Raw genomic sequence first — 23,470 nt, 5'->3', positions numbered from 1 at the left:
GTAGCGCGACACAGTTGTTCGACGCACTCACCCGGCGTTCGGGAGGCGCTCGCGGACGCGGGTCAGGCGGCGCAGCATCAGGTCGGCTTCGTCGGGGCGGCCCAGGCGGACGTTGAGGGAGGCCAGGCGCTCCAGGGTGGCCAGCTCGCCGTGGACGTCCTCGATCTCCTGCCGGACGTGGGCGGCGCGCTCCCATAGGCGATGGGCTCCTGCGAGGTCCTCGCCGGTTTCGGCCAGTACGCCTAGGAGATGCAGGGCCATGCCCAGGCCGTAGAGGTTGTGGGTCTCCTCGCAGAGAGTCAGGGCCTCGGTGGCGTTGTGGCGGGCAGTGGTGTGGTCGCCTTCGGCGAAGGCGATTCTGGCCAGGCACTCCAGGGAACGGCTCTGGCCGTGCTTGTCACCCAGGGAGCGGGAGATTTCCAGCGCCTGGCGGGCGTCGTCGTTGGCCAGGGCGTACTCGCGCAGGTGGCGGCGGGCGCGGGCCCGGTTGTCGAGGGCTCGGGCCTTGCCGCGCAGGTCGGAGATCTCGTTCATGATGCGGAGCGCCTCGCCGCAAGAGAGTACGGAACGTGCGTGCTCGCCCAGGCGGCGCCGGCAGCGGGCCAGTTCTTCCAGGGCCGCTGCCTGGCCGTGCCGGTTTTCTATCTCGCGGTGGAGTTCTAGGGCTGAGCGGGCGAGGAGCGTGGCTTCGCCGTAGGAACCCAAGCGGCGTTGGACGCGGGCCAGGGCGATGAGGGATTCGCCTTGGCCGCGGCGGTCGCCTATCTCGCGGCGGATCTCCAGGGCCCGTTCGGCGTAGTTGCAGGACGGGGTGGCCCGGCCCTGGCGCCAGAACGCTTCGGAGATGGCGTCCAGGGTGAAGGCCTTACCGGGCAGGTCGCCGATCTCGTCGCGGATGCGCAGGGAACGCTCGTAGTGGCGCAGGGCGTCCTCGTAGTCGCCGTGGACGGTACGGACCGCGCCGATGGTGCAGAGGGTGGCGGCCTCGCCGTGGCGGTTGCCGATCTGCCGCTGGATTTCCAGGGAGGCGGCCGCGTCCTCAAGGGCCTCGGTGTAGCGGCCGAGGCTGCGCTTGATGTAGGCGATGATGTCGAGCGTATAGCCCTCGCCGTAGCGGTCGCCGGTCTCGCGGCGGATCGGCAGGGAGAGCCGGGCTGCGGCAAGGGCCTCGTCATAGTGGCCCAGGCCGTCGTGCACCACGGCGCTGTTGGTGAGGGCCTCGGCCTCGCCGCGCCGGTCGCCCAGTTCTCGCCAGATTTCCAGGGCCTGGTCCAGTTGGGCCAGGGAGTCCTCATAGCGGCCCATGCGCCAGTAGACGCCCGCGATGTTGTCCAGGGTCTCGGCTTCGCCCTTGCGCTCTCCGATCTGGCTGCGCAGGTAGAGGGCCTTCTCGCAGAGGTTCAGGGACGTGGTGTAGCGGCCGCAGAGCAGGTGGACGCGGGCCATGCTGTTGTACGCGGCGGCCTCGCCCGAGGCGTTGCCCAGGGAGCGCCACAGGCGCAGGGACAGTTCCGCGTGGTCCAGGGATTCGGCGTAGCGGCCCACCTCGCGGTAGGTGACCGCCAGGTGTTGCAGCATTTGCGCCGCGGCGCGCTTGTCTCCCTTGCGGCGGGCTTCGGCGAGGCCGTTGCGATGCAGGTCGAGGTTCTCGTCCACGTAGCGGCGCAGGTCGAGGAAGCCGTACAGGGCCTCGGCCAGCTGCCAGACGACCTCGGCGGGGCCGGTACGGGAGGCCTGGCGGCTCGCGGCGACCAGGTTGGCGCGTTCGGCCTCGAACCAGGCGAGCGCGGTCCGGGGAGAGGACGCGCGTTCGCGGGCCTCGGACACGTACCAGGTGAGGAGGCGGCGCACGGCCGACCGGACGGCTCGGGACGGCTCCTCGGCCAGGCAGCGTTCGCGCGCGTACTCGTGGAGCAGGTCGTGGAGGGCGTAGCGGCCCTGCGGACGGGCCTCCACGAGGTTGGCGTCCGCCAGGGCTCGCAGCGCTGTGCGGACCACTGCGACGGGCCGGTCGGCCAGCGCCGCCGCCGTCTCGGCGGACAGGTCGGGGCCCTCGACCAGGCCGAGCCGCCGGAAGATGCGGCGCGCGCCGGGCTCCAACTGCCGGTAGGAGAGGTCGAACGCCCCGCGTACGGCTCGTTCGGGCTCGTCCTCGACCGTCAGCAGGGCCAGCCGGTCGCGGCGTTCGAGGTCGCGGACCAGGCCGGCGACGGTGCCGTCGGGGCGTACGACCAGCGTGGCGGTCGCCAGCCGGAGCGCGAGCGGCAGGTGCCCGCACAAGCGCGCGAGGTCGTCGACCGCGTCCGGCTCCCGAGCGGCGCGGTCGCTGCCGAGCATGGCGGCGACGAGTTCACGGGCCTCGGAGGGGGACAGGACGCCGACGGTCAGCAGCGCGGCGCCCTCGGTCACCAGCAGGCCGATCAGCCGGACCCGGCTGGTGACCAGCACCAGGCACGTGCTGCCGCCCGGCAGCAGGTCCCGCACCTGCGCCGCGTTCGCCGCGTCGTCCAGAACGATGAGGAGCCGGCGGCCGTCCAGCATCGACCGGTAGAGCGCGGCCCGTTCCTCCAGGTCCACCGGGACCTCGCTCGCCGAGCATCCGAGGCCGCGCAGCAGCTGCCCGAGTGCCTCGGCGGCCGAGAGCGCGGCGCGTTCGGAATGGCCGCGCAGGTTCAGGTAGAGCTGCCCGTCAGGGAACCTGTCCTTGGCCCGGTAGGCCCAGTGGACGGCGAGCGAGGTCTTGCCCACGCCCGGCATGCCCTGGACCGCGATGACCGTCCCCGCGGGTGCCCCGGCCACGATGGTGTCGAGCCTTGACAGCAGGATCCGCCGCCCGGCGAAGCCGGCGACGTCGTGCGGCAGTTGAGCGGGTGTGATGGTGCGGCCGCCCCCGGCCGCGTTCACCACGATCTTGTCCCCCATGACCGCGTCCCCGGAGATTCGCACCTCGCCCGAGAACACCGGCCCGTTTCCCGACATGAATGACGCCTCCCATGTGCCTTGCATCGCCGGCCGGGAGGACGACCGGCTCACTGAAGTTCACCCCGTTGCGTCCACAATGCGGTGGGCGTCACACCCAACCCAGGGGCCAAAGTCCTGTGCGCTCGGGCCCATCGGAACACGCGCAACCGGATCGTGACGCGGAGTGGGGAACGGGCCGGGAAAGGGATGAACAGGGGCGGCTAGAACAGGGTGGGAGGCTCCGCCGGGACAGGCTCGGGAAGCGGCTCGACCTCGGGCACTTGAGCGCGCACCTCGGCGTGGAAGTCGCGCGCGAGCTCCAGCGCGTCGGCGTTGGAGGGCGTGTGGATGAACACGGTCGGTGAACGGCCCTCGCGCAGCCAGCCGACCGTCGTCTCGACCCAGTGCTGCCAGCCCTCGACGGTCCGGGCCCGGTCGTCACGCCCGATGTAGCGAACGATGGGGGAGCCGGTGAGGGCGCGGGTCCGGCGCGGGACACGGGGCTTCTTCATCCACGCCTCGCGCTCGGCGTCGGTGTTCGGCGGGCTCTGGAAGAGGACGACGGTGTCGAACGGCACCCACTCGGCGCCGACCTGCGACAGCGTCCGTTCGAGCGCCGTCGCCGCCCGCGCGTCCTCGAAGAACGCGCGGTGCCGCACCTCGACCGCGCAGCCGTACGTTCCGGGCAGGCGCCGCAGGAAGGCCGCGAGCGCGCCGAGGTCGTTCGGGCCGAACGAGCCGGGCAGCTGCACCCAGAGGGCGTGCGCGCGCGGGCCGAGCGGCTCCATCGCGGCCAGGAACAGCCGCAGCTCCTCCTCGCCCTCGACCAGCCGCCGCTCGTGCGTGATGGTCTTGGGGATCTTGACGACGAACCGGAAGTCGGGCGAGGTCTGCTCCGCCCACGACTCCACCGAGGACCTGGCGGGCGTGGCGTAGAAGGTCGTGTTCCCCTCGACGGCGTTGCACCAGCCGGCGTACGCGTGGAGCCGCTCCTTGGGCGGGAGCGGATGGGGGAGGTAACGCCCGTTCCACGGAGCGTGAGTCCACATCGCACATCCCACATGAAGCCGCATGGCTCAGACGTTAGCGGCGGTAGATGGTGATGGAGTGGCCGACCTCGTCGATCCGGCGGCTGCCCGCCAGAAGCGCCCGCAGCGGAGGGTCGGCCTTGTCGATCGAGGTGTCGGACACCACCAGCAGGCCGTGCACCTGGTCGGGGGAGCGGCCGCGCGGGTCGGAGGCCCGAATGCCGTAGTAGGAGGGGACTCCGCTGCCCTTGTAGACGAGCCAGACCGGCTGGTCCGGGTAGCGGTCGCGCAGCCGGTCGGCCAGCCGCCCGAGGTCCTGCCCCCAGTCGACGTTGGCGTCGTGCAGGCGCAGGTAGGTCTTGGACGGGCCGCCGAACGCCTCGTTGGAGTAGGGCAGGTAGTACGGGAACGTCCGCAGGGAGCTGACCACGACGAGTCCGAGAGCCGCTGCGGCCGCCACGCGCCATGCCTGCCGCCGTACGAGGACCACCGCGCCCGCAGCGACTCCGAGCAGCATCGGCAGGAAGATGACGTAGCGGGTGCCGAAGTCGCGCGAGCCGTACGTCGCGGCGATGGCCAGCGCGGCGGCCGGCAGCAGAACGTAGGGGGCAGCGGGGCGCAGGCGGGGCACCGCCAGCATGGTCACAATGCCCGCCGTCCAGAGCGCCAGCATGCCAAGGGGGCTCTTCACCAGGATCGCCGCAGGCAGGTAGTACCAGAGCGACCCGTGGTAGTAGTGGCCGAAGAGGAAGCCTCCCCAGACCTCGTTCTCCAGGCCGAACTGGACGCGCATCCCGTCCCGGTAGGGCTGCGGGAAGGGCATCAGGTCCACCATCAGCGCGCGCAGGCCACTGACCGCCGGGGTGCCGTCCGGCGTGCTCCAGCGCAACCGCGGATCAACGGCGAGGTAGCTGACCCACACCACCGCGACCGCGATGACCGCGACGCCCACTGCTGCCGCTGCGCCCCAGAGGAGGCGCTTGGCCTTGGGCGCGGGTGCGGGTGCGTGTGCGGATGCGAGTGCGCGCGCGGGCGCGGCGTGGACCGCCGACAGCGCCGCGAGGCCCATCAGCACCGGAATGGCCGCGAGCGTGCTCATCTTGGTCGCCAGCGCCGCGCCGAGTGCCAGCCCGGCCAGCGGTATGTACGGCAGGGGCTTTTCCCGCGCCCGCCAGGCCAGCCACAGCGCGGTCAGCACGAATCCGGCCGCGGGCACGTCCAGTGTCGCCAGCGCGCCATGAGCTATGAGATCGGGCGAGAACGCGTAGAGCGCCAAGGCCACGACGCCGCCGAGCGGGCCGACGAGGTCTCGGGCGAAGGCGAACACCACGAGCCCGAACAACAGCGTCAGGACGATGACGGGCAGCCGTGCGGCCAGCAGGATCTGGTCGGCGTCGAGGCCCTGCTCGTACAGCAGATGCCGCCCCGCCGCCTCCTGCGTTCCGGAGAACCCCGGATCCAGGCGCGCGCCCCCGGCCGCCGCCCCGGCCCCGATGAGCAGCTTGCCCAGCGGCGGATGCTCGGGGTTGTAGCGCAGGCTGTGCTCCCGCACGTAGACCACACCGCTGGCCACGTACACCGGCTCGTCGATGGTCGGCGTCTGCTGCACGGCGGTGACGACCATCGCGGCCGCCATCTCGGTGAGCAGCGCGAGAACGACCAGGACCAGCAACCAACCACGCCGCGACAAGGCTCACCTCCTGCCCTCTATACGCAGAACAGTGCCCGATCGACTCACCTGGAAGAAGCATCCGACTGAACCGGCCGCGCCGGGCGCACGTATACGCGTCCGTGGAGGAGTTCAACGACACCCCGCGCCGGAGCCGGCGGCGGATCATCGCAGCATCGACGGTGACCGCCCTCGCCGGCCTTCTGGTCCTGTTCATCCTGCTCATGCCCATCAAGTACGAGAGCCTGAAACCCGGCTCGTTCGTACGCATCCCCGCAGAGGCCCTGCTCGGCATAGGCCTTGCCGTCGTTCTGCCGCCGCGGCCTCGCCGTGTGGTGGCGATCCTGGCGGGCATCGGGATGGGCCTGCTGCTCATCCTGAAGTTCCTGGACATGGGCTTCTACGCGGTCCTGGTCAGGCCGTTCGACCCGGTGCTGGACTGGACGTTCGTCCGGGACGGGATGGAGTTCCTCTCCACGTCCGCCGGCCGCGTGGGCGCGTTCTTCACCATCGGGGCGATCGTCGTGGCCGCCGTCCTGATGCTGGCCCTCACGACCCTGTCTTCGTTGCGCCTGTCCAACGTGATGGTGCGGCACAACAGAGCCGCCACCGGTGCGGTGGCCGTCCTTGGAACGACCTGGATCGCCTGCGCCGCGATGGGCGCGCAGGTCGTGCCGGGCGTCCCGGTCGCTTCCGAAGGGGCCATCAAGCTCACCTACAAGCACCTGCAGAAGTTCCGGTCGAGCCTGCACGACGAGAAGGAGTTCGAGAAGGCCGCCTCGATCGACGCGTTCCGCAACACCCCGGGCGACAGGCTCCTCACGTCCCTGCGCGGCAAGGACGTCATGCTCACCTTCATCGAGAGCTATGGCCGTACCGCCACCGAGAACCCGCAGGTCGCCGCCACGCTCGACGACGGGACCCGGCGCCTGAAGGCCGCCGGGTTCGAATCGCGCAGCGGGTTCCTCACCTCGTCCACGGCGGGTGGCGGCAGCTGGCTCGCCCACTCCACGACGCTGTCCGGCCTGTGGATCAACAACCAGCGGCGTTACCACACGCTCGTTTCCAGCAACCGGATGACTCTGAACAAGGCGTTCCAGCGTGCGGGCTGGCGCAGCCTCGGCATCGTCCCGGGCGTCACCAGGTCGTGGCCGGAGTCGCACTTCTTCGGCTACGACAAGATCTACACCTCGCACGACCTCGGCTATCAGGGGCCGCGCTTCGGCTGGGCGACCATGCCCGACCAGTACACGCTGCAGACCTACCAGAACCTCGAAGCGGGCAAGCCGCACCCGCCGACGTTCACGCAGATGATCCTGCTGTCCAGCCACGCCCCCTGGGCGCCTCTTCCGAAGACGGTCGGCTGGGACCAGCTCGGCGACGGCTCGATCTTCAACGGCATCGCCGCGACGGCCGACAAGCGCCGCTGGGTCTGGCAGAGCAACTACAGGATCCGCTCCGCCTACATGAAATCCGTCCAGTACTCGGTCGACAGCCTGGTCTCCTACGTGGAGAAGTACGGCAAGGACAACCTGGTGCTGGTCTTCCTCGGAGACCACCAGCCCGTTCCCCTGGTCGCCGGCCAGGGCGCGAGCCGGGACGTTCCGATCACGATCGTCGCCCACGACAAGGCCGTCCTGGACCGGATCGCCGGGTGGGGCTGGCAGGACGGCATCAGGCCGAACGCGCAGGCGCCCGTCTGGCCCATGAGCGCCTTCCGGGACCACTTCCTGTCCGCGTTCAGCCCGAACAGCAGCGGCCCCCAGGCAGGCAGGTGAAGCCGAACGGACGCTGGACCGCCCCAGGTAAGCGCCCCTAGTACGATCGCTCCCGTGAAGTGACGTCCCCGCACGCCCTCGAGGCGCCGTTCGAGCTCAGGCTCCGGCGTCCGGCGCGGCGTGCCAGGTGAGTTCCTCTTCCACTTCATACGATCGGACTCTCATGACCGACGACCTCTTCCTCGACCCTGTCGCCGACCGCCTCGCGGACCTGCCCGGCGTGCGCGCCGTGTCCCTCGGTGGCTCGCGCGCGCAGGGGACGAACGAGCCCGGCAGCGACTGGGACCTGGCCATCTACTACCGGGACGCGTTCGACCCGGCCGACCTGCGCGCCGCCGGATGGGAGGGCGAGGTGTCCGAGATCGGCGGCTGGGGCGGCGGCGTCTTCAACGGCGGCGCCTGGCTCACCATCGACGGTCGCCAGGTCGACGTGCACTACCGCGACCTCGACATCGTGGAGCACGAGCTGGCCGCGGCCCGGGAGGGGCGGTTCCACTGGGAGCCGCTGATGTTCCACCTGGCGGGCATCCCCAGCTACCTCGTGGTCGCCGAGCTGGCGGTCAACCGGGTGCTGCGCGGCGAGCTTCCGCGTCCCGGCTATCCCGAGGCCCTGCGCGAGTCGGCGTCGCGGATGTGGGGTGAACGGGCGGCCATGACGCTCGACTACGCCAGGAAGGCCTTCGCCCCGCGCGGCCAGACCACCGAGGTCGCCGGAGCGCTCGCCACGGCGGCCATGCAGACCGCGCACGCGGTCCTCGCGGCGCGCGGCGAGTGGGTCACCAACGAGAAGCGCCTGCTCCAGCGCGCAGGCCTGCGCGGCGCCGACGACATCATCGCCAATCTGAGCCCCGACGCCCTCCCGGACGCCATCACCGAAACAGAACGCCTCTTCGCCGCAGCCCGAACCGCCTGATCCGTCTGAGGCGATCAATTTCGGCTCTCTCAGGGGCCGTCGATCGGCTGTTCGTGCAGGTCAAAGGCGAATGTGAACAGGGTGTTCGCGTTTGCTTCCGCGCTGTGGGCATGTTCAGGATGGGTCATCCGGATCTTGGAGGAGATGTCCGTGACCATCCTGATGACCGGCGCGACGGGCGAGATCGGGCGGCGCGTGGTGGCGCGTCTCGTTGAGGCGGGGACGCCGGTGCGGGCGATGAGCCGGCGGCCCGAGGAGGCGGCGCGGCTGCTGCCGGACGGGGTGAACGTCGTGCCGGGAGACCTGGCCGAGCCCGCGTCGTTGCGGGGAGTTTTGGAGGGAGTGGAACGGCTGTACCTGTTCCCCGTCGCGGCCACGGCCAAGGAGGTCGTTGGCATGGCCGTGGCGGCGGGGGTACGGCGGATCGTGACGCTGTCGTCCGGCGCGGTCGAGGGCGGGTACGACACCGACTTCCATCTGCCCGTCGAGCAGGCCGTGGAGGCGTCGGGCGTGGAGTGGACGCACGTGCGGCCGGGCGAGTTCATGCTGAACAAGCTCTGGCTGTGGGGGCCGTCGATCCGCGCGGAGGGCGTCGTGCGCGACCCGTTCCCCGAGGCGAGCTGGTGCCCGGTGCACGAGGACGACATCGCCGACGTCGCGACCGCGGCGCTGCTGGAGGACGGGCACGCGGGCAGGGCGTACATGCTGAACGGGCCGGAGTTCCTCAGCCATCGGCAGCAGGTCGCGCTCTTGGACGAGGCGCTCGGCGGCGGGGCCCGGTTCGAGCAGGTCACGCCGGAACGGGCGCGCGCAATCTACCGGGCGCAGGGCGGGTTCGCGGCGGCGAACGCCGACTTCCTGCTGGGCTTCGAGACGTACTCGGGCGCGGAGGCCGAGCCCGACGACCGGGCGGAGATCGATCTGTCGGCCGCCGGGCCCCTGCCGACCGCGCGCGAGGTGACCGGGCGTCCCGCCCGTACGTTCGCCCAGTGGGCGCGGGATCACGCGGCCGACTTTCGCCGGAGTTGAGCGGCGCTAGGCCAGGTCGAGCTTGGCCGCGAGGGCTTCGAGGAGCTCGACCTGCCGTTCGGCACTCACGCCCATGAGGTTGGTCCCGATGTGCATCTGGTCGGCGCCGACCGCTGTCGCCCGGTCGAGGTTGGCCAGGACGGTGTCGAGGAAGTCGGGGGTGGCGACGTCGGTGCCGGGCGGGCCGGTGAACGTGTTGATCGCGACTGTGCCGCTGCCTCCGGCCTCCCGGTACCAGCGGACCTGGGTACGAGTGTCGTCCCAGTTCACGGCGGTGGTGATGAAGCCGTCCCCGATGCGGGCGGCTCGTTCGATCGTCGCCTGGGTGATCGCGCCGAACAGCAGCGGGATGCGTTCGCCCCACGGCTTCGGGCCGACCCTGGAGGCGGGGATCGTGTAGTACTCGCCGTGGAACTCGACGGGGTCGGGCGCCCAGCAGGCGCGCATCGCGGCCACGTGCTCGACGAACCCGGCGCCCCGGCGGGCGGTCGGCACTCCCGCCGCAGTGAACTCCTCGGGGATGTAGTACGGCGGCAGCCGGGTGCCGCCGCCCTGCCCGATCCCGACGTCCAGACGTCCCTTCGACAGCCGGTCCAGCGTCGCCAGCGTGCGGGCCAGGACGGCGGGCGGCTGGAAGATCGTGTTGAGGATGCTCGTGCCGACGCGGATCCGCTCGGTGTGCGCGGCGGCCCAGCCGAGCACCTGGAGTGTGTCCCACACCGCGGTCTCGGGCACACCCGCGTCGTTGTCCCAGTGCGGCCCGACGGGGAGCAGCAGCCGGTCGCTGACCGACAGCGAGTGGAAGCCGAGCCGTTCGGCCGCCTGAGCGACGGTGACGATGGCCTCGGGACCGGCGTGCGGGCCGAGGTGCTGGAGGGTGACGCCGAGGCGAGGCAGGCTCATGACATAGTCTCCGATGACGGTCGTTGGTCGTGAACGCCCAGGTGAGGGCGCGTCTTCGGGGATGGGTCGGAGCCGGCGGCGCGTTCTTGCGCCTCCTCGCGTCCTTCTCGCGATTTCTCGCGCTCCGGACGTCAAGGTCGCCGGATCGGCTCCGACGTACCCCCGAATCGCACCGATGGAGGAGACGACGTGAAGTTCCTTTTGATCATGCACATGAACCCGGCGATCTGGGACGCGCTGACCGAGGCGGAGCGCCAGGAGGTGATGAGCGGCCACGGCGCGTTCATCGAGACCATCAAGAGGTCGGGGGAGATGATCAGCACGGCCGCGCTGGCCGACCCGGCCGAGAGCGCCGTCGTCGGGACCCGCGGCGGCGTCCCGGCGGTGACCGACGGGCCCTACCTGGAGGCCAAGGAGTTCCTCGGCGGCTACTACCTGGTCGAATGCGAGAGCAGGGACCGCGCGCTGGAGCTCGCCGGGCTCATCCCTGACAGCAGGGTCGAGGGCCTCGGCATCGAGGTGCGCCAGGTGATCTTCGAGGAGACGTACGGCGGGCACGGCGGGCCGGGAGAGGCGGGCAGCTGAGCGCGTCCGACCGGCTCGGGGACCTGCTGCGCGAGCACGCGCCGCAGGTCCTCGGCGCGCTCCTGCGCCGGTACGGCGGGTTCGAGGAATGCGAGGAGGCGGTCCAGGAGGCGCTGATCGCGGCGGCCGCGCAGTGGCCGGTCGAGGGCGTTCCCGACAGCCCGCGGGCGTGGCTGATCACCGTCGCGTCCCGCCGCCTCATCGACCAGGTGCGCAGCGAGCAGGCGCGTCGGCGCCGCGAGGTCACCGCCGCCGTACGGGAGGCACCCGACGCCGAGGCGATGACCGCGCCGGGCGGGACGAACCCGGGTGACCACGACGACACCCTCATGCTGCTGTTCCTGTGCTGCCATCCCGCGCTGACGCCCGCGTCCCAGGTGGCGCTGACGCTGCGCGCCGTCGGCGGCCTCACCACCGCCGAGATCGCGCAGGCCTTCCTGGTGCCCGAGGCCACGATGGCGCCGCGCATCAGCCGCGCCAAGCAGCGGATCAAGGCCGCGGGCGCGACGTTCGCGATGCCGGAGGCGGGGGAGTGGGCGCAGCGGCTGGGCGCGGTGCTGCACGTCCTCTACCTGATCTTCAACGAGGGGTACGCCGCCAGCTCCGGCCCCGACCTGCAGCGCGGCGAGCTCACCGCGGAGGCGATCCGGCTCACCCGCATGGTGCACCGGTCCCGGCCCGACGACGGTGAGATCGCCGGGCTCCTCGCGCTGATGCTGCTGACCGACGCCCGGCGGGCGGCCCGCGCCGCGCCGGACGGCACGTTCGTACCGCTGGCGGAGCAGGACCGCAGCCGCTGGGACGTAGCCGCGATCGCGGAGGGGACCGCGCTGGTCGCCGGAGCGATGGCCACCTCGTCCCTGGGGCCCTATCAGCTGCAGGCGGCGATCGCCGTGCTCCATGACGAAGCCCCGCGCGTCGAGGACACCGACTGGGAGCAGATCCGGATCCTCTATCAAATCCTGAGCCGGATCGCGCCGAACCCGATGGTCACCCTCAACCACGCGGTCGCGGTCGCTATGACGCAGGGGCCCGAGGCCGGGCTCGCGCTGCTGGAGCCTCTCGACGATGACTCCCGCATGGCCCGCCACCATCGCCTGTACGCCGTGCGGGGGCATCTGCAGGAGATGGCGGGGGATCGTTCAGCCGCGTACGACAACTACCGCCGCGCGGCCCGGCTCACCCTCAGCGTCCCCGAACAGCGCTACCTACAGCGGAGCGCGGACCGGCTAAGCCCGGGGGAGTAGCCCACGAGCCTCCCCTTGGGGGACGCACGGGCATGAACACAACGGAGACGGTTTCTCTCATCGCTTTCACTGGCCGAAACGAGAGGAATCACCGATGCGTCCGCACCGGATCGTCGCGTTCACCCTGCCCGTCGCCGCGGCGGCCTCCCTGACCGGCACCGCGACCGCGACCGCCGCCACGGCCGCGGGGGCGAGCGCCGAGCCCCGGCCCGTCGCGTCCTGGATCACGCGGAACGCCACGCCGCTGTCCACCATCGATCCGCGGGCGCCGCTGACCGACCTCGCTCCGCTGCGCCGCACGATCGGGGACGCGACGATCGTCGGGCTCGGCGAGTCCACGCACGGCGCGAGCGAGGAGGCCAAGCTCAAGCATCGCGTGCTGAGGCTGCTGGTCGAGCGGATGGGTTTCCGTTCGATCGCATGGGAAGAGGACTGGACCCTGGGCCTTCAGCTCAACGACTACATCCTGACCGGCAAGAGAGACCCGGCGGCGCTGTTGAAGAAGGGCGACTGGCAGTCGCAAGAAGTCCTGGACGTTCTGCACTGGCTGCGTTCCTTCAACAAGGCGCATCCGCACGACCCGGTGCGCTTCTTCGGCGTGGAGTACTACGCGACGCAGCGGTCGGCCTATGACGCGGTCACGGCCTACACCGCGAAGAACGCTCCGGATCGGCTCGCCGAGGTCAAGCGGCAGGTGGAGGCGATCCTCCCCTGGACCGCCGACATCGGCGCTTACGTCCAGTGGCTTTGGAAGGACGCGAGCGATGCCGACAAGCAGCGCTTCGCCACCCATGCCCGCGCGCTGTATTCGCTCGTCGAGAGGCTTCCTCATAGGCGCGGGTACGAGGTGACCCTGCACGCGGCCCGCCAGATCCTCTCGTTCTACGAGCACTACGACCTCAAGGACAACAACGCCTACCGCGACGAGCACACCTCCCAGAACCTGCGCTGGTGGCGTTCGTTCAGCCACGACAAGGTCGTCTACTGGGCGGCGGCGCCCCACTCGGCCAACGCCCCGCACGTCCGCCTCAGCGCGGCGCCCGGCCCCGACATCACGTTCGCCGGCGTCGGCTCGTTCATGCGCCGCTGGTACGGGGAGCGCTACCGCTCGATCGGCTTCACGTTCGACCACGGCTCGATCGCCGGTGACCCGGGCGGCCCGGCCCTCCCCGCGCCCCCGCCGCCGGAAGGCTGGGCCGAGCACCCCCTCGGCCGCGTCCCGTACGCCCAGTACGCGATCGACCTGCGCAAACCCGCGCCGCCCGCCGTCACCACCTGGCTGACCTCACCGGCCACCACGCGCGGACTCATCTGGGTGCCCTCGTCCACCTGGACGGGCGGCAGCCTGCGCCAGTACTACGACGCGATCGTCCACCGCCAGACCATCACTCCGCAGCACCCGCTTTAAGGCCCGGATTGTCGGGCGTCGCCGCTAGGTTGCGGTGCCATGGTCGAGACGGCGGACATTCTGGTCGAGTGGCGCGAGCACATCCATCCCCGGCATGGCGGCGCTCCCGGGCCCGCGGTCGTCATGGACGAGGACGCCGCGCGCAGGGCACGCGAATGGGAGCGCACGGCGCGTCCGATCGTCGAGGAGATGCTGGAGCACGAGCGCACCCCCGCCGATCTGGCGGCGGCGACGCGGGCATGGCTGGACGGTAAGCCCGACCCGGTCGGCGCGGCGGCGACCGCGACCGTCGTGGCGAAGTACCGCGACGAGGCCGACGGCGCCGAATCCGCGGCCTTCCTGGACGCCTGGGTGCTCGACCACGGGCTCGCGTTCGCCGCCTGCGCGGTCACCGAGGCGTCCTCCATCGCGCTCGGTCCCGCACCGGAGCCGGTGCGGCCGAGCGCGGACGGCGTCATCCGGATGGTCGCCTACACCTACGCGGACGGCCCGCCCAAGGGGTGGCGCGGCGAGATCCGGCGTACCACCGCCGCCACGGCCCGCTTCACCATGGGCCACTGGATCGCCGAGGACCAGGTCGTCAAACGGCTCCGAACGCTCCTCGCCGCGGCCCCCGAGGCCGAGTACCAAGAAGTCGTCGCGCGCATCGCGGCGCACCGCGACGACGTGCCGAAGCGCAGCACGGCCTCCTACCTGATCCCGACCGAGACGGCCTGGACGGACGAGACGCTCGACGACTGGTCGGGGCTGAGCGTCCTCGATCACGAGCACCTGCTCGCCTCGCTCTCCACCGCCGCGCACGCGAGCCGGATCGGCTGGATCCCGGTGAGCCCCGCCGTGATCGGCACCCTGCTCGACGGGCTGGGCGCGGACGCGCTCACGCTGTTCAGCAGGGCGATCGGCTACGACTACATGGACGCCGGAACGGACGAGACGCACCCCGTCATCCTCAAAGCCGTCCTGGAGATCGCCGACGAGGCCGTCTTCCCCGTTCTCCTCGACCACATGGGTGAGAAGCGCGTGCTCGCCGCCCTGCATGAGGCGGTCAGGCGCTACCCGGACCACGCGCTCCGGGCGCTGGCTCCGCTGGTCGGCCAGGGAACGACAAAGGGCCTCCAGGCGGCCGGGCTCGTGCTCGAACTGCGGCCCGCCGACCACTCCACGCCCGACTGCGACGACCTGCCCGCCGTTCTGCGGGGCAAGCCCACCCGCAGCGCGAAGGTCGACTGGGTCGACCCGGCGCTGCTCCCACAGATCCTCACCCGCACCCGCGACCGGGCACTGCCCGCCGACGCGACCAGGCGCCTCCTGACCCTCCTGGCCAAGAAGTCACCCGGGCCCGCCGAGGCCGCCGCGATCGCCGAGGTCCGCGCGTTCTGCGACCGGCACTCGCTGGCCGAGTTCTCCTGGGCGGTCTTCCAGCGCTGGCACGCGTTCGGCGGACCCACGCGGCACAACTGGGCGCTGGCGCAGCTCGGCCTGATCGGCGACGACACCACCGTCCGGCGGCTCAGCCCGCTGATGAAGCACTGGCCGGGCGAGGGCCGCGCCGGACGCGCCACCGCCGCGCTCGAGGTCCTCGCCCGGATCGGCTCCGACGTCGCCCTCACCCACCTGTTCGAGCTGACCCGCGGCGGCCGGTACAAGGGCCTCAAGGCCAAGGCCGCCCAGAAGATCGACGAGATCGCCGCCGCCCGCGGCATCACCCCGGACGCCCTCGCCGACCGCGCCGTCCCCGACTTCGGCCTCGACGCACGCGGAACGCTGGTCCTGGACTACGGGCCGCGCCAGTTCACCGTGACGTTCAACGAGCAGCTCGCGCCCCTCGTCGTGGAGCCGAACGGCAAGGTCCGCAAGAGCGCCCCCAAGCCCGGCCCCAAGGACGACCCGGCGCTCGCCGCCGCGGCCCACGCCCTGTTCACCGGCCTCAAGAAGGACCTGCGGACGATCGCCGACCAGGAGATCAAACGCCTCGAAAACGCCATGACCACCCGCCGCACCTGGACGCCCGACGACTTCCACGCCCTCTTCGTCACCCACCCCCTGATGGGCCACATCGTCCGCCGCCTGGTCTGGATCACCGACGGCGGCACCGCGTTCCGCATCGCCGAGGACCGCACGTACGCCGACGTCAACGACGACCCGTTCACCCCCGAAGGCCGCATCGGCATCGCCCACCCGATCGTGCTGGACGACCTCGACGCCTGGGTGGAGCTGTTCGCCGACTACGAGATCCTGCAACCGTTCGAGCAGCTCGGCCGCCCCGTCTACCGGCTCACCGACGACGAGCGTTCCGCGCGCCGCCTCACCCGCTGCGAGGGCCTCACGCTCTCCTACGGCAAGGCCAAGGGCCACTCTCAAGGCCGCTGGGAGTCCCTGCACGCCAACGGCGAGTTCTCCGGCTCATGGCTGTCCCGCCGCGACCCCGCGGGCCTGCACGTCGTCGCCAACCTCACCCCCGGCCTCTACTACTACATGTACGGCGAAGGCGAGGACCAGGAGATCTCCATCCTCTGGGCCGGCCCCTCCCCGGCCAACGTCCCCCAGGACTCGGTCCCCCTCGGCCAGGTCGACCCGGTCACCATGAGCGAAGTCATCCACGACCTCTCCCGCAGCGCCACCTGACCAGCGGTTTCAATTCGTGCCCGGGGGAACGGGGCAGGGGAGAGCCATTTCAACCTGGGAGGCCGAAATGCCGCAACAGGCCTGGAGCGACAAGCGCGAACGCCAGTACGAGGACATCAAGAAGAGCCAGAAGGAACGGGGCGCGAGCACCGAACGCGCCGAGGAGATCGCCGCTCGGACGGTCAACAAGAACCGCGCTCGGTCGGGTGAGGCGAAACAGAAGAGTAAAACCTCGACAAAGGACATCTCTCCGCAGCGGCGCGGAGGCAAGCGGTCAGGGAAGTCCGGTCCGCGCGGGCGCACCAAGGAACAGCTGTACAACGACGCCAAACGGCAGAACATCCAGGGCCGTTCGAAGATGACCAAGGCGCAGCTGGAGAAGGCGCTCGGCGCCTGACGGCGGACGGAACGAGCCATGAATCGTCCTGCCGAGGCGCTGCTCTGGTGGGTCGCACTCACCGCGGGCTATCTCGGGATGGTGTCGACCATCTCGCTGACCGAGTTCGTGGTCGGGGCCACCGGATCGGCGGTCGGGGCGGCCGCGGCGATGGGGGCGCGGCGCGTTCTGGCCGCTGAACGCACCGGCGCCTCGTCCGTACCGCCCAAGGCGCTGCTCTGGCTGCCGCCGCAGATCCTTGGCGACACCGTGCGCGTCCTGTGGTCTCCGCAGGGCGACTGGGGGGAGATGCGCATGGGACAGGGGCGCCTGGGAGCGGTCACGCTTCTGGTTTCGGTGGCGCCCGCCTCGTACGTGGGGGAGGCCGACCCGGAGAGCGGGCGGCTGGTCCTTCATCGGGTGGACGGACGCCCTTCCGCCCTGGAGAAACGGCTGGCGGGAGGGACATGACCCTGGTGGCGATCGTTCTGCTGGCCGGGGCGCTGCTTCCCACGTTGCTCACGACTATGTACGGGCGGCCGGTCGACCGGCTTGCGGGCCTGATGCTCGCGGGGCCGCTGGTGACCCTGACGCTGATCGTCCTGGCCGCGGCCTACGGGCGTCCGGCCTACCTGGACGTGGCGCTGGTCTTGGCGGTGCTGTCGTTCGCCGGCTCGCTGGTCTTCGCGAGGTTCCTCGGGAGGACGCTGTGAGGGAGGCGGTCGGCGCCGTCCTGGTCTGGGCGGGCGCGGGGCTCGCGGTGCTGTGCGGGGTGCGGTTGCTGTTCACCCGAGGCCCGGCCGCGCGGCTGCACGTGATCGCGCCGGTCACGGTGCTCGCGGCGCCGCTGGTGGCGGTGGGCCTGGCGCTGCGTTCGTGGTCGTCCTGGCATGACGTGGCCAAGCTCGCGCTGATCGCCGCGCTGCTGGTCGCGACCGGCCCGGCGACCGTCGTCACGGCCGGGCGCGCGGTGAGGAAGAACGCGCGGTGAGGAGAACACGTGAGTGAGGTCCTGCTGGGCGCGGCCCTGGCGCTCGTGGTGGTGATGGCGACCGCGGTGACGCTGACCCGCGAGCCGGTGCGGCAGGCGATCGTGCTGTCGGCGTACGGGCTGAGCCTCGGGGTGCTGTTCGTCGTCGTCCAGGCGCCCGACGTGGCGATGTCCCAGCTGGCGGTCGGCACCGTCGTGCTGCCGCTGATCGTGGTGCTGGCCGTGCACGCGGCCCGGCGGCACGGAGAGGATCGATGAGCCGCCGATGAGCCACCGGGCAAGGATGGCGGTGTTCGCCTTCGGGGCGCTGGGGACGGCGGTGCTGTTCGTCGCCGGGGCGCTGCGGCTGCCCGACTTCGGCGCCGCGTTCCACCCGTACGGCGACCGGGCCGTGCGCGAGGCGGTACTGCATCGGACGCCCAACGTGATCTCTTCGATCAACTTCGACCAGCGGGCGTTCGACACGGTCGGCGAGGAGCTGATCCTCTTCGCCTCGGCGCTGGGCGCGGTGGTGCTGCTGCGCGTGGTCGGCCGTGAGGAGACCGAGTCGGGCGTCCGCCACCGGCACGGTGCCGCCGAGGTGTTCGACGCGCTGCGCCTGGTCGGCGTCGTGCTCCTGCCGATCACGCTGGTGACCGGCGTGTACGTCGTCGCGCACGGTCATCTGTCGCCGGGCGGGGGATTCCAGGGCGGCGTCGTGCTCGGCACCGCGATCCATCTGATCTACCTGACCGGCGACTATCCGGCGCTGGCGCGGCTGCGGCCGATCCCGCTGTTCGAGGCGGGCGAGGCGATCGCGGCGGGGGCGTTCGTGGCGCTGGCCCTGCTCGCCGCGGGTGCCGTGCCCGCGCTGAACGTGGCGGTGGGCGTGGAGGTCGGCTGCGCGCTGGTGATGCTGGTGGCCAAGTTCTTCGATCAGGCCCTGCTCGTCCGGGAGGTCCCCGAATGAGCCAGGTCATCGACCACCTGCCCTACCTCGCCGCGGTCTGGATCATGCTCATCGGCGTGTACGGCATCGTCACCAGCCGCGACCTGATTCACGCGGTCGTGTGCCTGTCGGTGACGCAGTCGGGCACCTACGTCCTGCTGCTGGCGATCGGATACCAGCACGGCGCCACGGCGCCGGTGTTCTCCGACATGCAGCACGGGAGCAGGCCGGTGGTCGATCCGGTCGTTCAGGCGATGACGCTGACCGACATCGTGGTCGGCGCGACCGTGACGGCGCTGCTGCTGGCGCTCACGGTCCTGGTCGCCCGGCGGCGCGGAACGCTCGATCCCGACGCGCTGAGGTCGCTCGAACCGTGATCCTCCAGCTGCTGATCGCCCTGCCGGTCGGGATCGCGGTACTGCTGGCCGCCGGAGGCCGCTGGCTGCCCCGGCCGGTGGTCGACGCGGTCACCACGGCCGCGGTGATCGCCGTGACGGTGCTCGCGGCGGTCGTTCTGGCGCGGTCGACCGGCTCTCCCCAGGTGTCCTGGCTCGGCGGGTGGAAACCGGCGACGGGTGTGGGGATCCCGCTGGTCGCCGACCCGTTCGCCGCCGGGCTCACGCTCACCATCGCCGTGCTGACCCTGGCCGCACTGGTCTTCTCCTGGCGCTTCTTCACCGAGGTCCACGCGATCTTCCACACGCTGATGCTGCTGTTCCTGGCGGCGATGAGCGGGTTCGCCTTCACCGGCGACCTGTTCGACGCGTTCGTGTTCTTCGAGCTGATGAGCGTGGTCGCGTTCGTGCTGTGCGGCTACCGGTCGGAGGAGCCGGCCACCGTGCACGGCGCGCTCAACTTCGGGATCGTCAACTCGCTCGGCGCCTATCTCACGCTCGCCGGTATCGGGATCATCTACGCCCGTACGGGCCAGCTCGGCTTCGCCCAACTGGGCGAGCTGATGCCCCGGCACGACGACGCGCCGGCGACGGCGGCGTTCGTGCTCATCTGCACGGGCTTCCTCGTCAAGGCGGCGGTCGTCCCGTTCCACTTCTGGCTCGCCGACGCGCACGCGGTCGCGCCGAGCCCCGTCTGCGTCCTGTTCTCCGGGATCATGGTGGAGCTGGGCGTCTACGCCGTGGCCCGCACGTACTGGACGGTGTTCGACGGGCTGGTGCCGCTGCGCGGCCTGGCGGTGCTCGGCGTCGCGGCGGCCCTGCTCGGCGGGGTGATGTGCGTGATGCAGCGGCACATCAAGCGGCTGCTGGCCTATTCGACGATCAGCCATGTCGGGCTGATGATGACGGCCGTGGCCCTGGCGCAGCCGCATGCCCTGACCGGCCTGGCGTTCTACGTCATCGGCCACGCCGGAGTGAAGGGCGCGCTCTTCCTCGGGGCGGGCGCGCTGCTCAACCGGTTCGAGTCGGTGGACGAGCAGGACCTGCACGGCCGTGGGCGGGACATGCGCTTCACCGGTGCGGTCTTCCTGCTCGGTGCGCTCGGGCTGGCGGGCCTGCCGCCCTCGGGGATGTGGGCCGGGAAGTCGCTGATCGAGCACGCGTCGCTGGAGGCGGGTTGGTGGTGGCTGATCCCTGTCGCCGCGCTGGCGTCCGCGCTGACCGCGGGCGCCGTGCTGCGTGTGTGGGCGCGGGTGTTCCTCGGCGCGGGGCAGCGAGCGGCCGTCGCGGACTCCGAGGAGCACGAGGACCCGGAGACGCGTACGCCGCTCCTCAAGCTTCCGTGGACGATGCTCGCCCCGGGGCTCGTCCTGCTCGGCGGGGCGCTCGTTCTCGGGCTGCTGCCGGGGCACGGATTCGCGGTGGCCGCGGAGGCGTTCGCCGACCCGAAGGCTTATCAAGCGCTCGTTCTGCACGGCGTTCAACCGGCTGGCGCCGCCGAGAGCCCGCATCCGTGGACGATCGACAGCCTGCTCGCCGCAGCAGTTTCGCTGGCCCTGGCCGCGGGCGTGGCCGCTTGGGGGTTGCGCCTTCGCCACCCCTGGCCGGTCGTTCGGCGGGTCAGGGAGCGCCTGCACGACCTGCACTCGGGCCACGTCGGCGACTACGCGGCCTGGCTGACCGCCGGGGTGGCGGTGCTCGCGCTGTTGACCGCCTCGGGGTGCGTTCTCCGGTGAATCACGGGTAGGCGGGGCGCATGACGCTCCAACAGGCACTCCAGGCGCGGGTGGACGGCGAGGTGCGCTTCGACCAGGGCTCTCTGGCCGCCTACTCGCACGACTCCTCCAACTACCGGCAGACGCCGGTGGGGGTGGTGGTGCCCAGGAGTGTCGAGGCGGGCGCCGAGACGGTGCGCGTCTGCCGGGAGCACGACGTGCCCGTCCTGTCGCGCGGCGGGGGAACGAGCCTGGCCGGGCAGTGCGTCAACCACGGTGTGGTGATCGACTGGTCCAAGTACTGCCACCGGCTGCTGGAGGTGGACGGGGACACCGTGATCGTCGAGCCGGGCGCCTGTCTCGACGACCTGAACGCCGAACTGGCCGACCGGAAGCTGATGGTCGGGCCCAGGCCGTCCACGCACGACACCTGCACGATCGGCGGGATGATCGGCAACAACTCCTGCGGCGCGTCCGCCCAGGCGTACGGGAAGATGGTCGACTCCGTGCTGCGGCTGGAGGTGCTGACCTACGACGGGGAACGCTTCTGGGCGGGGCCGACGTCGGACGAGGAGTTCGAGCAGATCCTCGCCGCGGGAGGCCGGCGGGCCGAGATCTACCGGGCGCTGGGCGACCTCAGGGACGACGGGCTTGCCTTGATCCGGACTCGGTATCCGGACATTCCGCGGCGCGTCTCGGGCTACAACCTCGATCAGCTGCTGCCCGAGAACGGCTTCAACGTGGCGCGGGCGCTGGTCGGCAGCGAGTCGACGCTGGTGACCGTGCTGAGGGCCGAGATCAAGTTGTTCCGCGTTCCGCCGCACCAGTCGCTGGCCGTGCTCGGCTACGACGACATCGCCACGGCCGGGGACATGGTCCCCACCGTCGCCGAGCACCGGCCGCTCGCGCTGGAGGGGCTCGACCATGAGCTGATCGACCTGGCCCGGGTCGAGCAGGTCGCCGGGCCGGCCGTGCTGGACAAGCTGCCGGACGGGTCCGGGTGGCTGATGGTCCGGTTCGGCGGCGACTCCAAGGAAGAGGCCGACCGGCGGGCGCAGCATCTGGTCGACGCCGTACGGGAGAACGACGACCATCCGGTGCACACGGCCTACCTGGACGATCCCTCGGTCGAGGAGGAGGTCTGGCGCGTACGCGAGGCCGGGCTCGGCGCCACCGCCTACCCGCCCGACAACCCCGACACGCACGAGGGCTGGGAGGACGCGGCCGTACCGCCCGAGCGGCTCGGCGACTACCTGCGAGACTTCCGTTCACTGCTGCACGAGTTCGGTTACGAGCACTGCTCGCTCTACGGGCACTTCGGGCAGGGCTGCGTGCACACGCGCATCCCATTCGACCTCGAAGACCCCAAGGGTGTGGAGACCTACCGGCGCTTCGTCGAGCGTGCGGCGCGGCTGGTCGCCTCGTACGGCGGGTCGCTGTCGGGCGAGCACGGCGACGGTCAGTCGCGCGGCGAACTCCTGGGCCTGATGTTCGGAGACGAGATCGTCGACCTGTTCGGGCGCTACAAGGCGATCTGGGACCCCGCAGGGCGGATGAACCCCGGCAAGGTCGTCGATCCGTACCGGCTGGACGAGAACCTCGACCACCTGGACTACGACCCGCGGGAGCCGGTCACGTTCTTCTCCTTCCCGGACGACGGCCACCGGTTCACGCACGCGGCCTCGCGCTGTGTCGGCATCGGGCAGTGCCGGTCCAGCTCGGGCGGCGTGATGTGCCCGAGCTACCGGGTCACGGGGGAGGAGGAGCACAGCACCCGGGGCCGCGCCCGGATCCTGATGGAGATGATGCGCGGCGAGACGATCACCGACGGGTGGCGTTCCACGGAGGTCCATGACGCTCTGGACCTGTGCCTGGCGTGCAAGGGCTGCAAGACCGACTGCCCGGTGAACGTGGACATGGCCACCTACAAGGCCGAGTTCCTCTCCCACCACTACCGGTGGCGCCCGCGGCCGCCGCAGCACTACTCGATGGGCTGGCTCCCGCTCTGGGCGAGGCTCGCCTCGGTCGCGCCGAACGCGGTCAACAAGGTCGTGAACGCGCCGCGCCTGAGCCGGATCGTCAAGGCGGCAGGAGGGGTCGACGAGCGCCGCGACCTGCCGCGCTTCGCCTCACAGCGCCTCACCGACTGGTTCAAGGAACGCGGCGAGCAGGGGACGGGCGAGCAGGAGACAGGCGGGCAGGCGAAGGGCGACCGGGTCGTGCTGTGGCCGGACTCGTTCACCAACAACTTCCATCCCGAGGCGGGCAAGGCGGCCGTACGGCTGCTGGAGGCGCACGGCTACCGCGTCGAGATGCCGCCGGCCGCGCTGTGCTGCGGCCTCACCTGGATCTCGACCGGCCAGCTCAACATCGCCCAACGGGTCCTGAAGCGTACGGTCGGGGCGCTCGCGCCGAGGCTGCACGCGGACGTCCCGGTCGTCGTCCTGGAGCCGAGCTGCGCCGCAGTCTTCCGATCGGACGCGCCGGACCTGCTGCCCGACGAGCCCGACGTGAAGCGGCTGGCCGACAGCACCATGTCGCTGTCGGAGGCCCTCGTGGACCGGGTGGAGGTCGCCCCGCAGACGGGCACCGGTGTCCGGGCGCTGGCTCAGCAGCACTGCCACCAGCACGCCATCTGGGGCTTCGACGCCGACCGCGAGCTGCTCGACAAGGTCGGCGTGGAGCTGGACCTGCTCGACGAGGGATGCTGCGGGCTGGCGGGCAACTTCGGCTTCGAACGCGGCCACTTCGAGGTGTCGACCGGCGCCGCGGCTCTCGGGCTGTGGCCTGCCGTCGAGAAGGCCGGCGACGACACGCGGATCCTGGCCGACGGCTTCTCCTGCCGTACGCAGATCGAGGCGGGCACCTCGGCCGAGCCCGTTCATCTGGCCGAGCTCCTCGCCGAGCTGCTTCTCTAGC

21 protein-coding genes are annotated in these 23,470 nt (G+C 71.2%); 16 read left to right on the top strand and 5 right to left on the bottom strand.

What is annotated here, in order from left to right; all coding sequences use genetic code 11:
- Positions 1–27 precede the first annotated feature (27 nt).
- The 3 genes from J4573_RS20730 to J4573_RS20720 all read right to left on the bottom strand — a co-directional run bounded on the left by J4573_RS20730 (position 28) and on the right by J4573_RS20720 (position 5,679).
- Positions 28–2,979, bottom strand: a complete 2,952-nt coding sequence (locus J4573_RS20730) for a tetratricopeptide repeat protein (RefSeq protein WP_208257422.1) — start codon at positions 2,977–2,979, stop codon at positions 28–30.
- A 203-nt stretch (positions 2,980–3,182) separates the two neighbouring features.
- A complete protein-coding gene (locus J4573_RS20725; protein WP_504740198.1) occupies positions 3,183–4,034 on the bottom strand; it encodes a DUF72 domain-containing protein in 852 nt (283 codons plus the stop codon).
- 10 nt (positions 4,035–4,044) lie between these two features.
- The gene (locus tag J4573_RS20720; RefSeq protein WP_208257420.1) at positions 4,045–5,679 is read right to left on the bottom strand and encodes an ArnT family glycosyltransferase; all 1,635 of its coding nucleotides are present in this window, start codon (positions 5,677–5,679) and stop codon (positions 4,045–4,047) included.
- A gap of 161 nt (positions 5,680–5,840) precedes the next feature.
- On the opposite strand from J4573_RS20720, the gene J4573_RS20715 reads away from it, so the two are divergent.
- A complete protein-coding gene (locus J4573_RS20715) occupies positions 5,841–7,436 on the top strand; it encodes a sulfatase-like hydrolase/transferase (protein ID WP_307796749.1) in 1,596 nt (531 codons plus the stop codon).
- Between the two features lie 163 nt (positions 7,437–7,599).
- A complete protein-coding gene (locus tag J4573_RS20710) occupies positions 7,600–8,349 on the top strand; it encodes a nucleotidyltransferase domain-containing protein (RefSeq protein ID WP_208257419.1) in 750 nt (249 codons plus the stop codon).
- 29 nt (positions 8,350–8,378) lie between these two features.
- On the opposite strand, the gene J4573_RS55420 is transcribed toward J4573_RS20710, so the two are convergent.
- On the bottom strand, positions 8,379–8,507 hold the full coding sequence (locus J4573_RS55420; RefSeq protein ID WP_279575533.1) for a hypothetical protein: 129 nt from the start codon (positions 8,505–8,507) through the stop codon (positions 8,379–8,381).
- Between J4573_RS55420 and J4573_RS20705 the strand changes: the two genes are divergently transcribed.
- A complete protein-coding gene (locus tag J4573_RS20705; protein WP_307796747.1) occupies positions 8,500–9,378 on the top strand; it encodes an NAD(P)H-binding protein in 879 nt (292 codons plus the stop codon). The two genes, J4573_RS55420 and J4573_RS20705, sit on opposite strands and share 8 nt — an antisense overlap.
- 6 nt (positions 9,379–9,384) lie before the next feature.
- On the opposite strand, the gene J4573_RS20700 is transcribed toward J4573_RS20705, so the two are convergent.
- Positions 9,385–10,281 carry a TIGR03619 family F420-dependent LLM class oxidoreductase gene (locus J4573_RS20700; protein ID WP_208257418.1) on the bottom strand — a complete coding sequence of 299 codons (897 nt, stop codon included), beginning with the start codon at positions 10,279–10,281 and terminating at the stop codon, positions 9,385–9,387.
- A 189-nt stretch (positions 10,282–10,470) separates the two neighbouring features.
- On the opposite strand from J4573_RS20700, the gene J4573_RS20695 reads away from it, so the two are divergent.
- From J4573_RS20695 to J4573_RS20635, 13 genes are all read left to right on the top strand, one after another.
- On the top strand, positions 10,471–10,866 hold the full coding sequence (locus tag J4573_RS20695; protein WP_208257417.1) for a YciI family protein: 396 nt from the start codon (positions 10,471–10,473) through the stop codon (positions 10,864–10,866).
- A complete protein-coding gene (locus J4573_RS20690) occupies positions 10,863–12,113 on the top strand; it encodes an RNA polymerase sigma factor (RefSeq protein WP_208257663.1) in 1,251 nt (416 codons plus the stop codon). The genes J4573_RS20695 and J4573_RS20690 overlap by 4 nt, the downstream gene beginning before the upstream one ends.
- A 94-nt stretch (positions 12,114–12,207) precedes the next feature.
- A complete protein-coding gene (locus tag J4573_RS20685) occupies positions 12,208–13,521 on the top strand; it encodes an erythromycin esterase family protein (RefSeq protein WP_208257416.1) in 1,314 nt (437 codons plus the stop codon).
- Positions 13,522–13,560: 39 nt separating this feature from the next.
- Entirely contained in the window at positions 13,561–16,146 is a 2,586-nt protein-coding gene (locus tag J4573_RS20680; protein ID WP_208257415.1) for a DUF4132 domain-containing protein, read from the top strand.
- Positions 16,147–16,213: 67 nt separating this feature from the next.
- Entirely contained in the window at positions 16,214–16,543 is a 330-nt protein-coding gene (locus J4573_RS20675; RefSeq protein WP_208257414.1) for a plasmid stabilization protein, read from the top strand.
- Positions 16,544–16,561: 18 nt separating this feature from the next.
- Positions 16,562–16,993 carry a hypothetical protein gene (locus J4573_RS20670; protein WP_208257413.1) on the top strand — a complete coding sequence of 144 codons (432 nt, stop codon included), beginning with the start codon at positions 16,562–16,564 and terminating at the stop codon, positions 16,991–16,993.
- A complete protein-coding gene (locus tag J4573_RS20665; RefSeq protein ID WP_208257412.1) occupies positions 16,990–17,235 on the top strand; it encodes a monovalent cation/H+ antiporter complex subunit F in 246 nt (81 codons plus the stop codon). Before J4573_RS20670 ends, J4573_RS20665 begins: the two co-directional genes overlap by 4 nt.
- Positions 17,232–17,513 carry a monovalent cation/H(+) antiporter subunit G gene (locus J4573_RS20660; protein WP_208257411.1) on the top strand — a complete coding sequence of 94 codons (282 nt, stop codon included), beginning with the start codon at positions 17,232–17,234 and terminating at the stop codon, positions 17,511–17,513. The genes J4573_RS20665 and J4573_RS20660 overlap by 4 nt, the downstream gene beginning before the upstream one ends.
- Before the next feature lie 9 nt (positions 17,514–17,522).
- Positions 17,523–17,771 carry a Na(+)/H(+) antiporter subunit B gene (locus tag J4573_RS20655; protein WP_307796745.1) on the top strand — a complete coding sequence of 83 codons (249 nt, stop codon included), beginning with the start codon at positions 17,523–17,525 and terminating at the stop codon, positions 17,769–17,771.
- Between the two features lie 7 nt (positions 17,772–17,778).
- Positions 17,779–18,462 (top strand): MnhB domain-containing protein, encoded by a 684-nt coding sequence (locus J4573_RS20650; protein WP_208257410.1) that lies wholly within the window; start codon positions 17,779–17,781, stop codon positions 18,460–18,462.
- Complete coding sequence (locus J4573_RS20645) at positions 18,459–18,818, top strand: NADH-quinone oxidoreductase subunit K (protein ID WP_243773327.1); 360 nt, start codon at positions 18,459–18,461, stop codon at positions 18,816–18,818. The genes J4573_RS20650 and J4573_RS20645 overlap by 4 nt, the downstream gene beginning before the upstream one ends.
- Positions 18,815–20,572, top strand: a complete 1,758-nt coding sequence (locus tag J4573_RS20640) for a complex I subunit 5 family protein (protein ID WP_208257409.1) — start codon at positions 18,815–18,817, stop codon at positions 20,570–20,572. Before J4573_RS20645 ends, J4573_RS20640 begins: the two co-directional genes overlap by 4 nt.
- 20 nt (positions 20,573–20,592) lie before the next feature.
- Positions 20,593–23,469 carry an FAD-binding and (Fe-S)-binding domain-containing protein gene (locus J4573_RS20635; RefSeq protein ID WP_208257408.1) on the top strand — a complete coding sequence of 959 codons (2,877 nt, stop codon included), beginning with the start codon at positions 20,593–20,595 and terminating at the stop codon, positions 23,467–23,469.
- Position 23,470 lies beyond the last annotated feature (1 nt).

Origin of the sequence: Actinomadura barringtoniae, from assembly GCF_017573505.1 — a bacterium.
GTDB lineage: Bacteria > Actinomycetota > Actinomycetes > Streptosporangiales > Streptosporangiaceae > Spirillospora > Spirillospora barringtoniae.
Note: the sequence above shows the minus strand (reverse complement) of the source record. Positions and strands in the feature narration are given on the sequence as shown.

Bases quoted from the DNA above. Each gene is read 5' to 3' on its own strand.
- J4573_RS20710 (WP_208257419.1), top strand. From the start codon at position 7,600: ATGACCGACGACCTCTTCCTCGACCCTGTCGCCGACCGCCTCGCGGAC.
- J4573_RS20700 (WP_208257418.1), bottom strand. From the start codon at position 10,281: ATGAGCCTGCCTCGCCTCGGCGTCACCCTCCAGCACCTCGGCCCGCAC.
- J4573_RS20645 (WP_243773327.1), top strand. From the start codon at position 18,459: ATGAGCCAGGTCATCGACCACCTGCCCTACCTCGCCGCGGTCTGGATC.
- J4573_RS20685 (WP_208257416.1), top strand. From the start codon at position 12,208: ATGCGTCCGCACCGGATCGTCGCGTTCACCCTGCCCGTCGCCGCGGCG.
- J4573_RS20665 (WP_208257412.1), top strand. From the start codon at position 16,990: ATGACCCTGGTGGCGATCGTTCTGCTGGCCGGGGCGCTGCTTCCCACG.
- J4573_RS20730 (WP_208257422.1), bottom strand. From the start codon at position 2,979: ATGTCGGGAAACGGGCCGGTGTTCTCGGGCGAGGTGCGAATCTCCGGG.
- J4573_RS20635 (WP_208257408.1), top strand. From the start codon at position 20,593: ATGACGCTCCAACAGGCACTCCAGGCGCGGGTGGACGGCGAGGTGCGC.
- J4573_RS20680 (WP_208257415.1), top strand. From the start codon at position 13,561: ATGGTCGAGACGGCGGACATTCTGGTCGAGTGGCGCGAGCACATCCAT.
- J4573_RS55420 (WP_279575533.1), bottom strand. From the start codon at position 8,507: ATGGTCACGGACATCTCCTCCAAGATCCGGATGACCCATCCTGAACAT.
- J4573_RS20725 (WP_504740198.1), bottom strand. From the start codon at position 4,034: ATGCGGCTTCATGTGGGATGTGCGATGTGGACTCACGCTCCGTGGAAC.
- J4573_RS20675 (WP_208257414.1), top strand. From the start codon at position 16,214: ATGCCGCAACAGGCCTGGAGCGACAAGCGCGAACGCCAGTACGAGGAC.
- J4573_RS20670 (WP_208257413.1), top strand. From the start codon at position 16,562: ATGAATCGTCCTGCCGAGGCGCTGCTCTGGTGGGTCGCACTCACCGCG.
- J4573_RS20650 (WP_208257410.1), top strand. From the start codon at position 17,779: ATGAGCCACCGGGCAAGGATGGCGGTGTTCGCCTTCGGGGCGCTGGGG.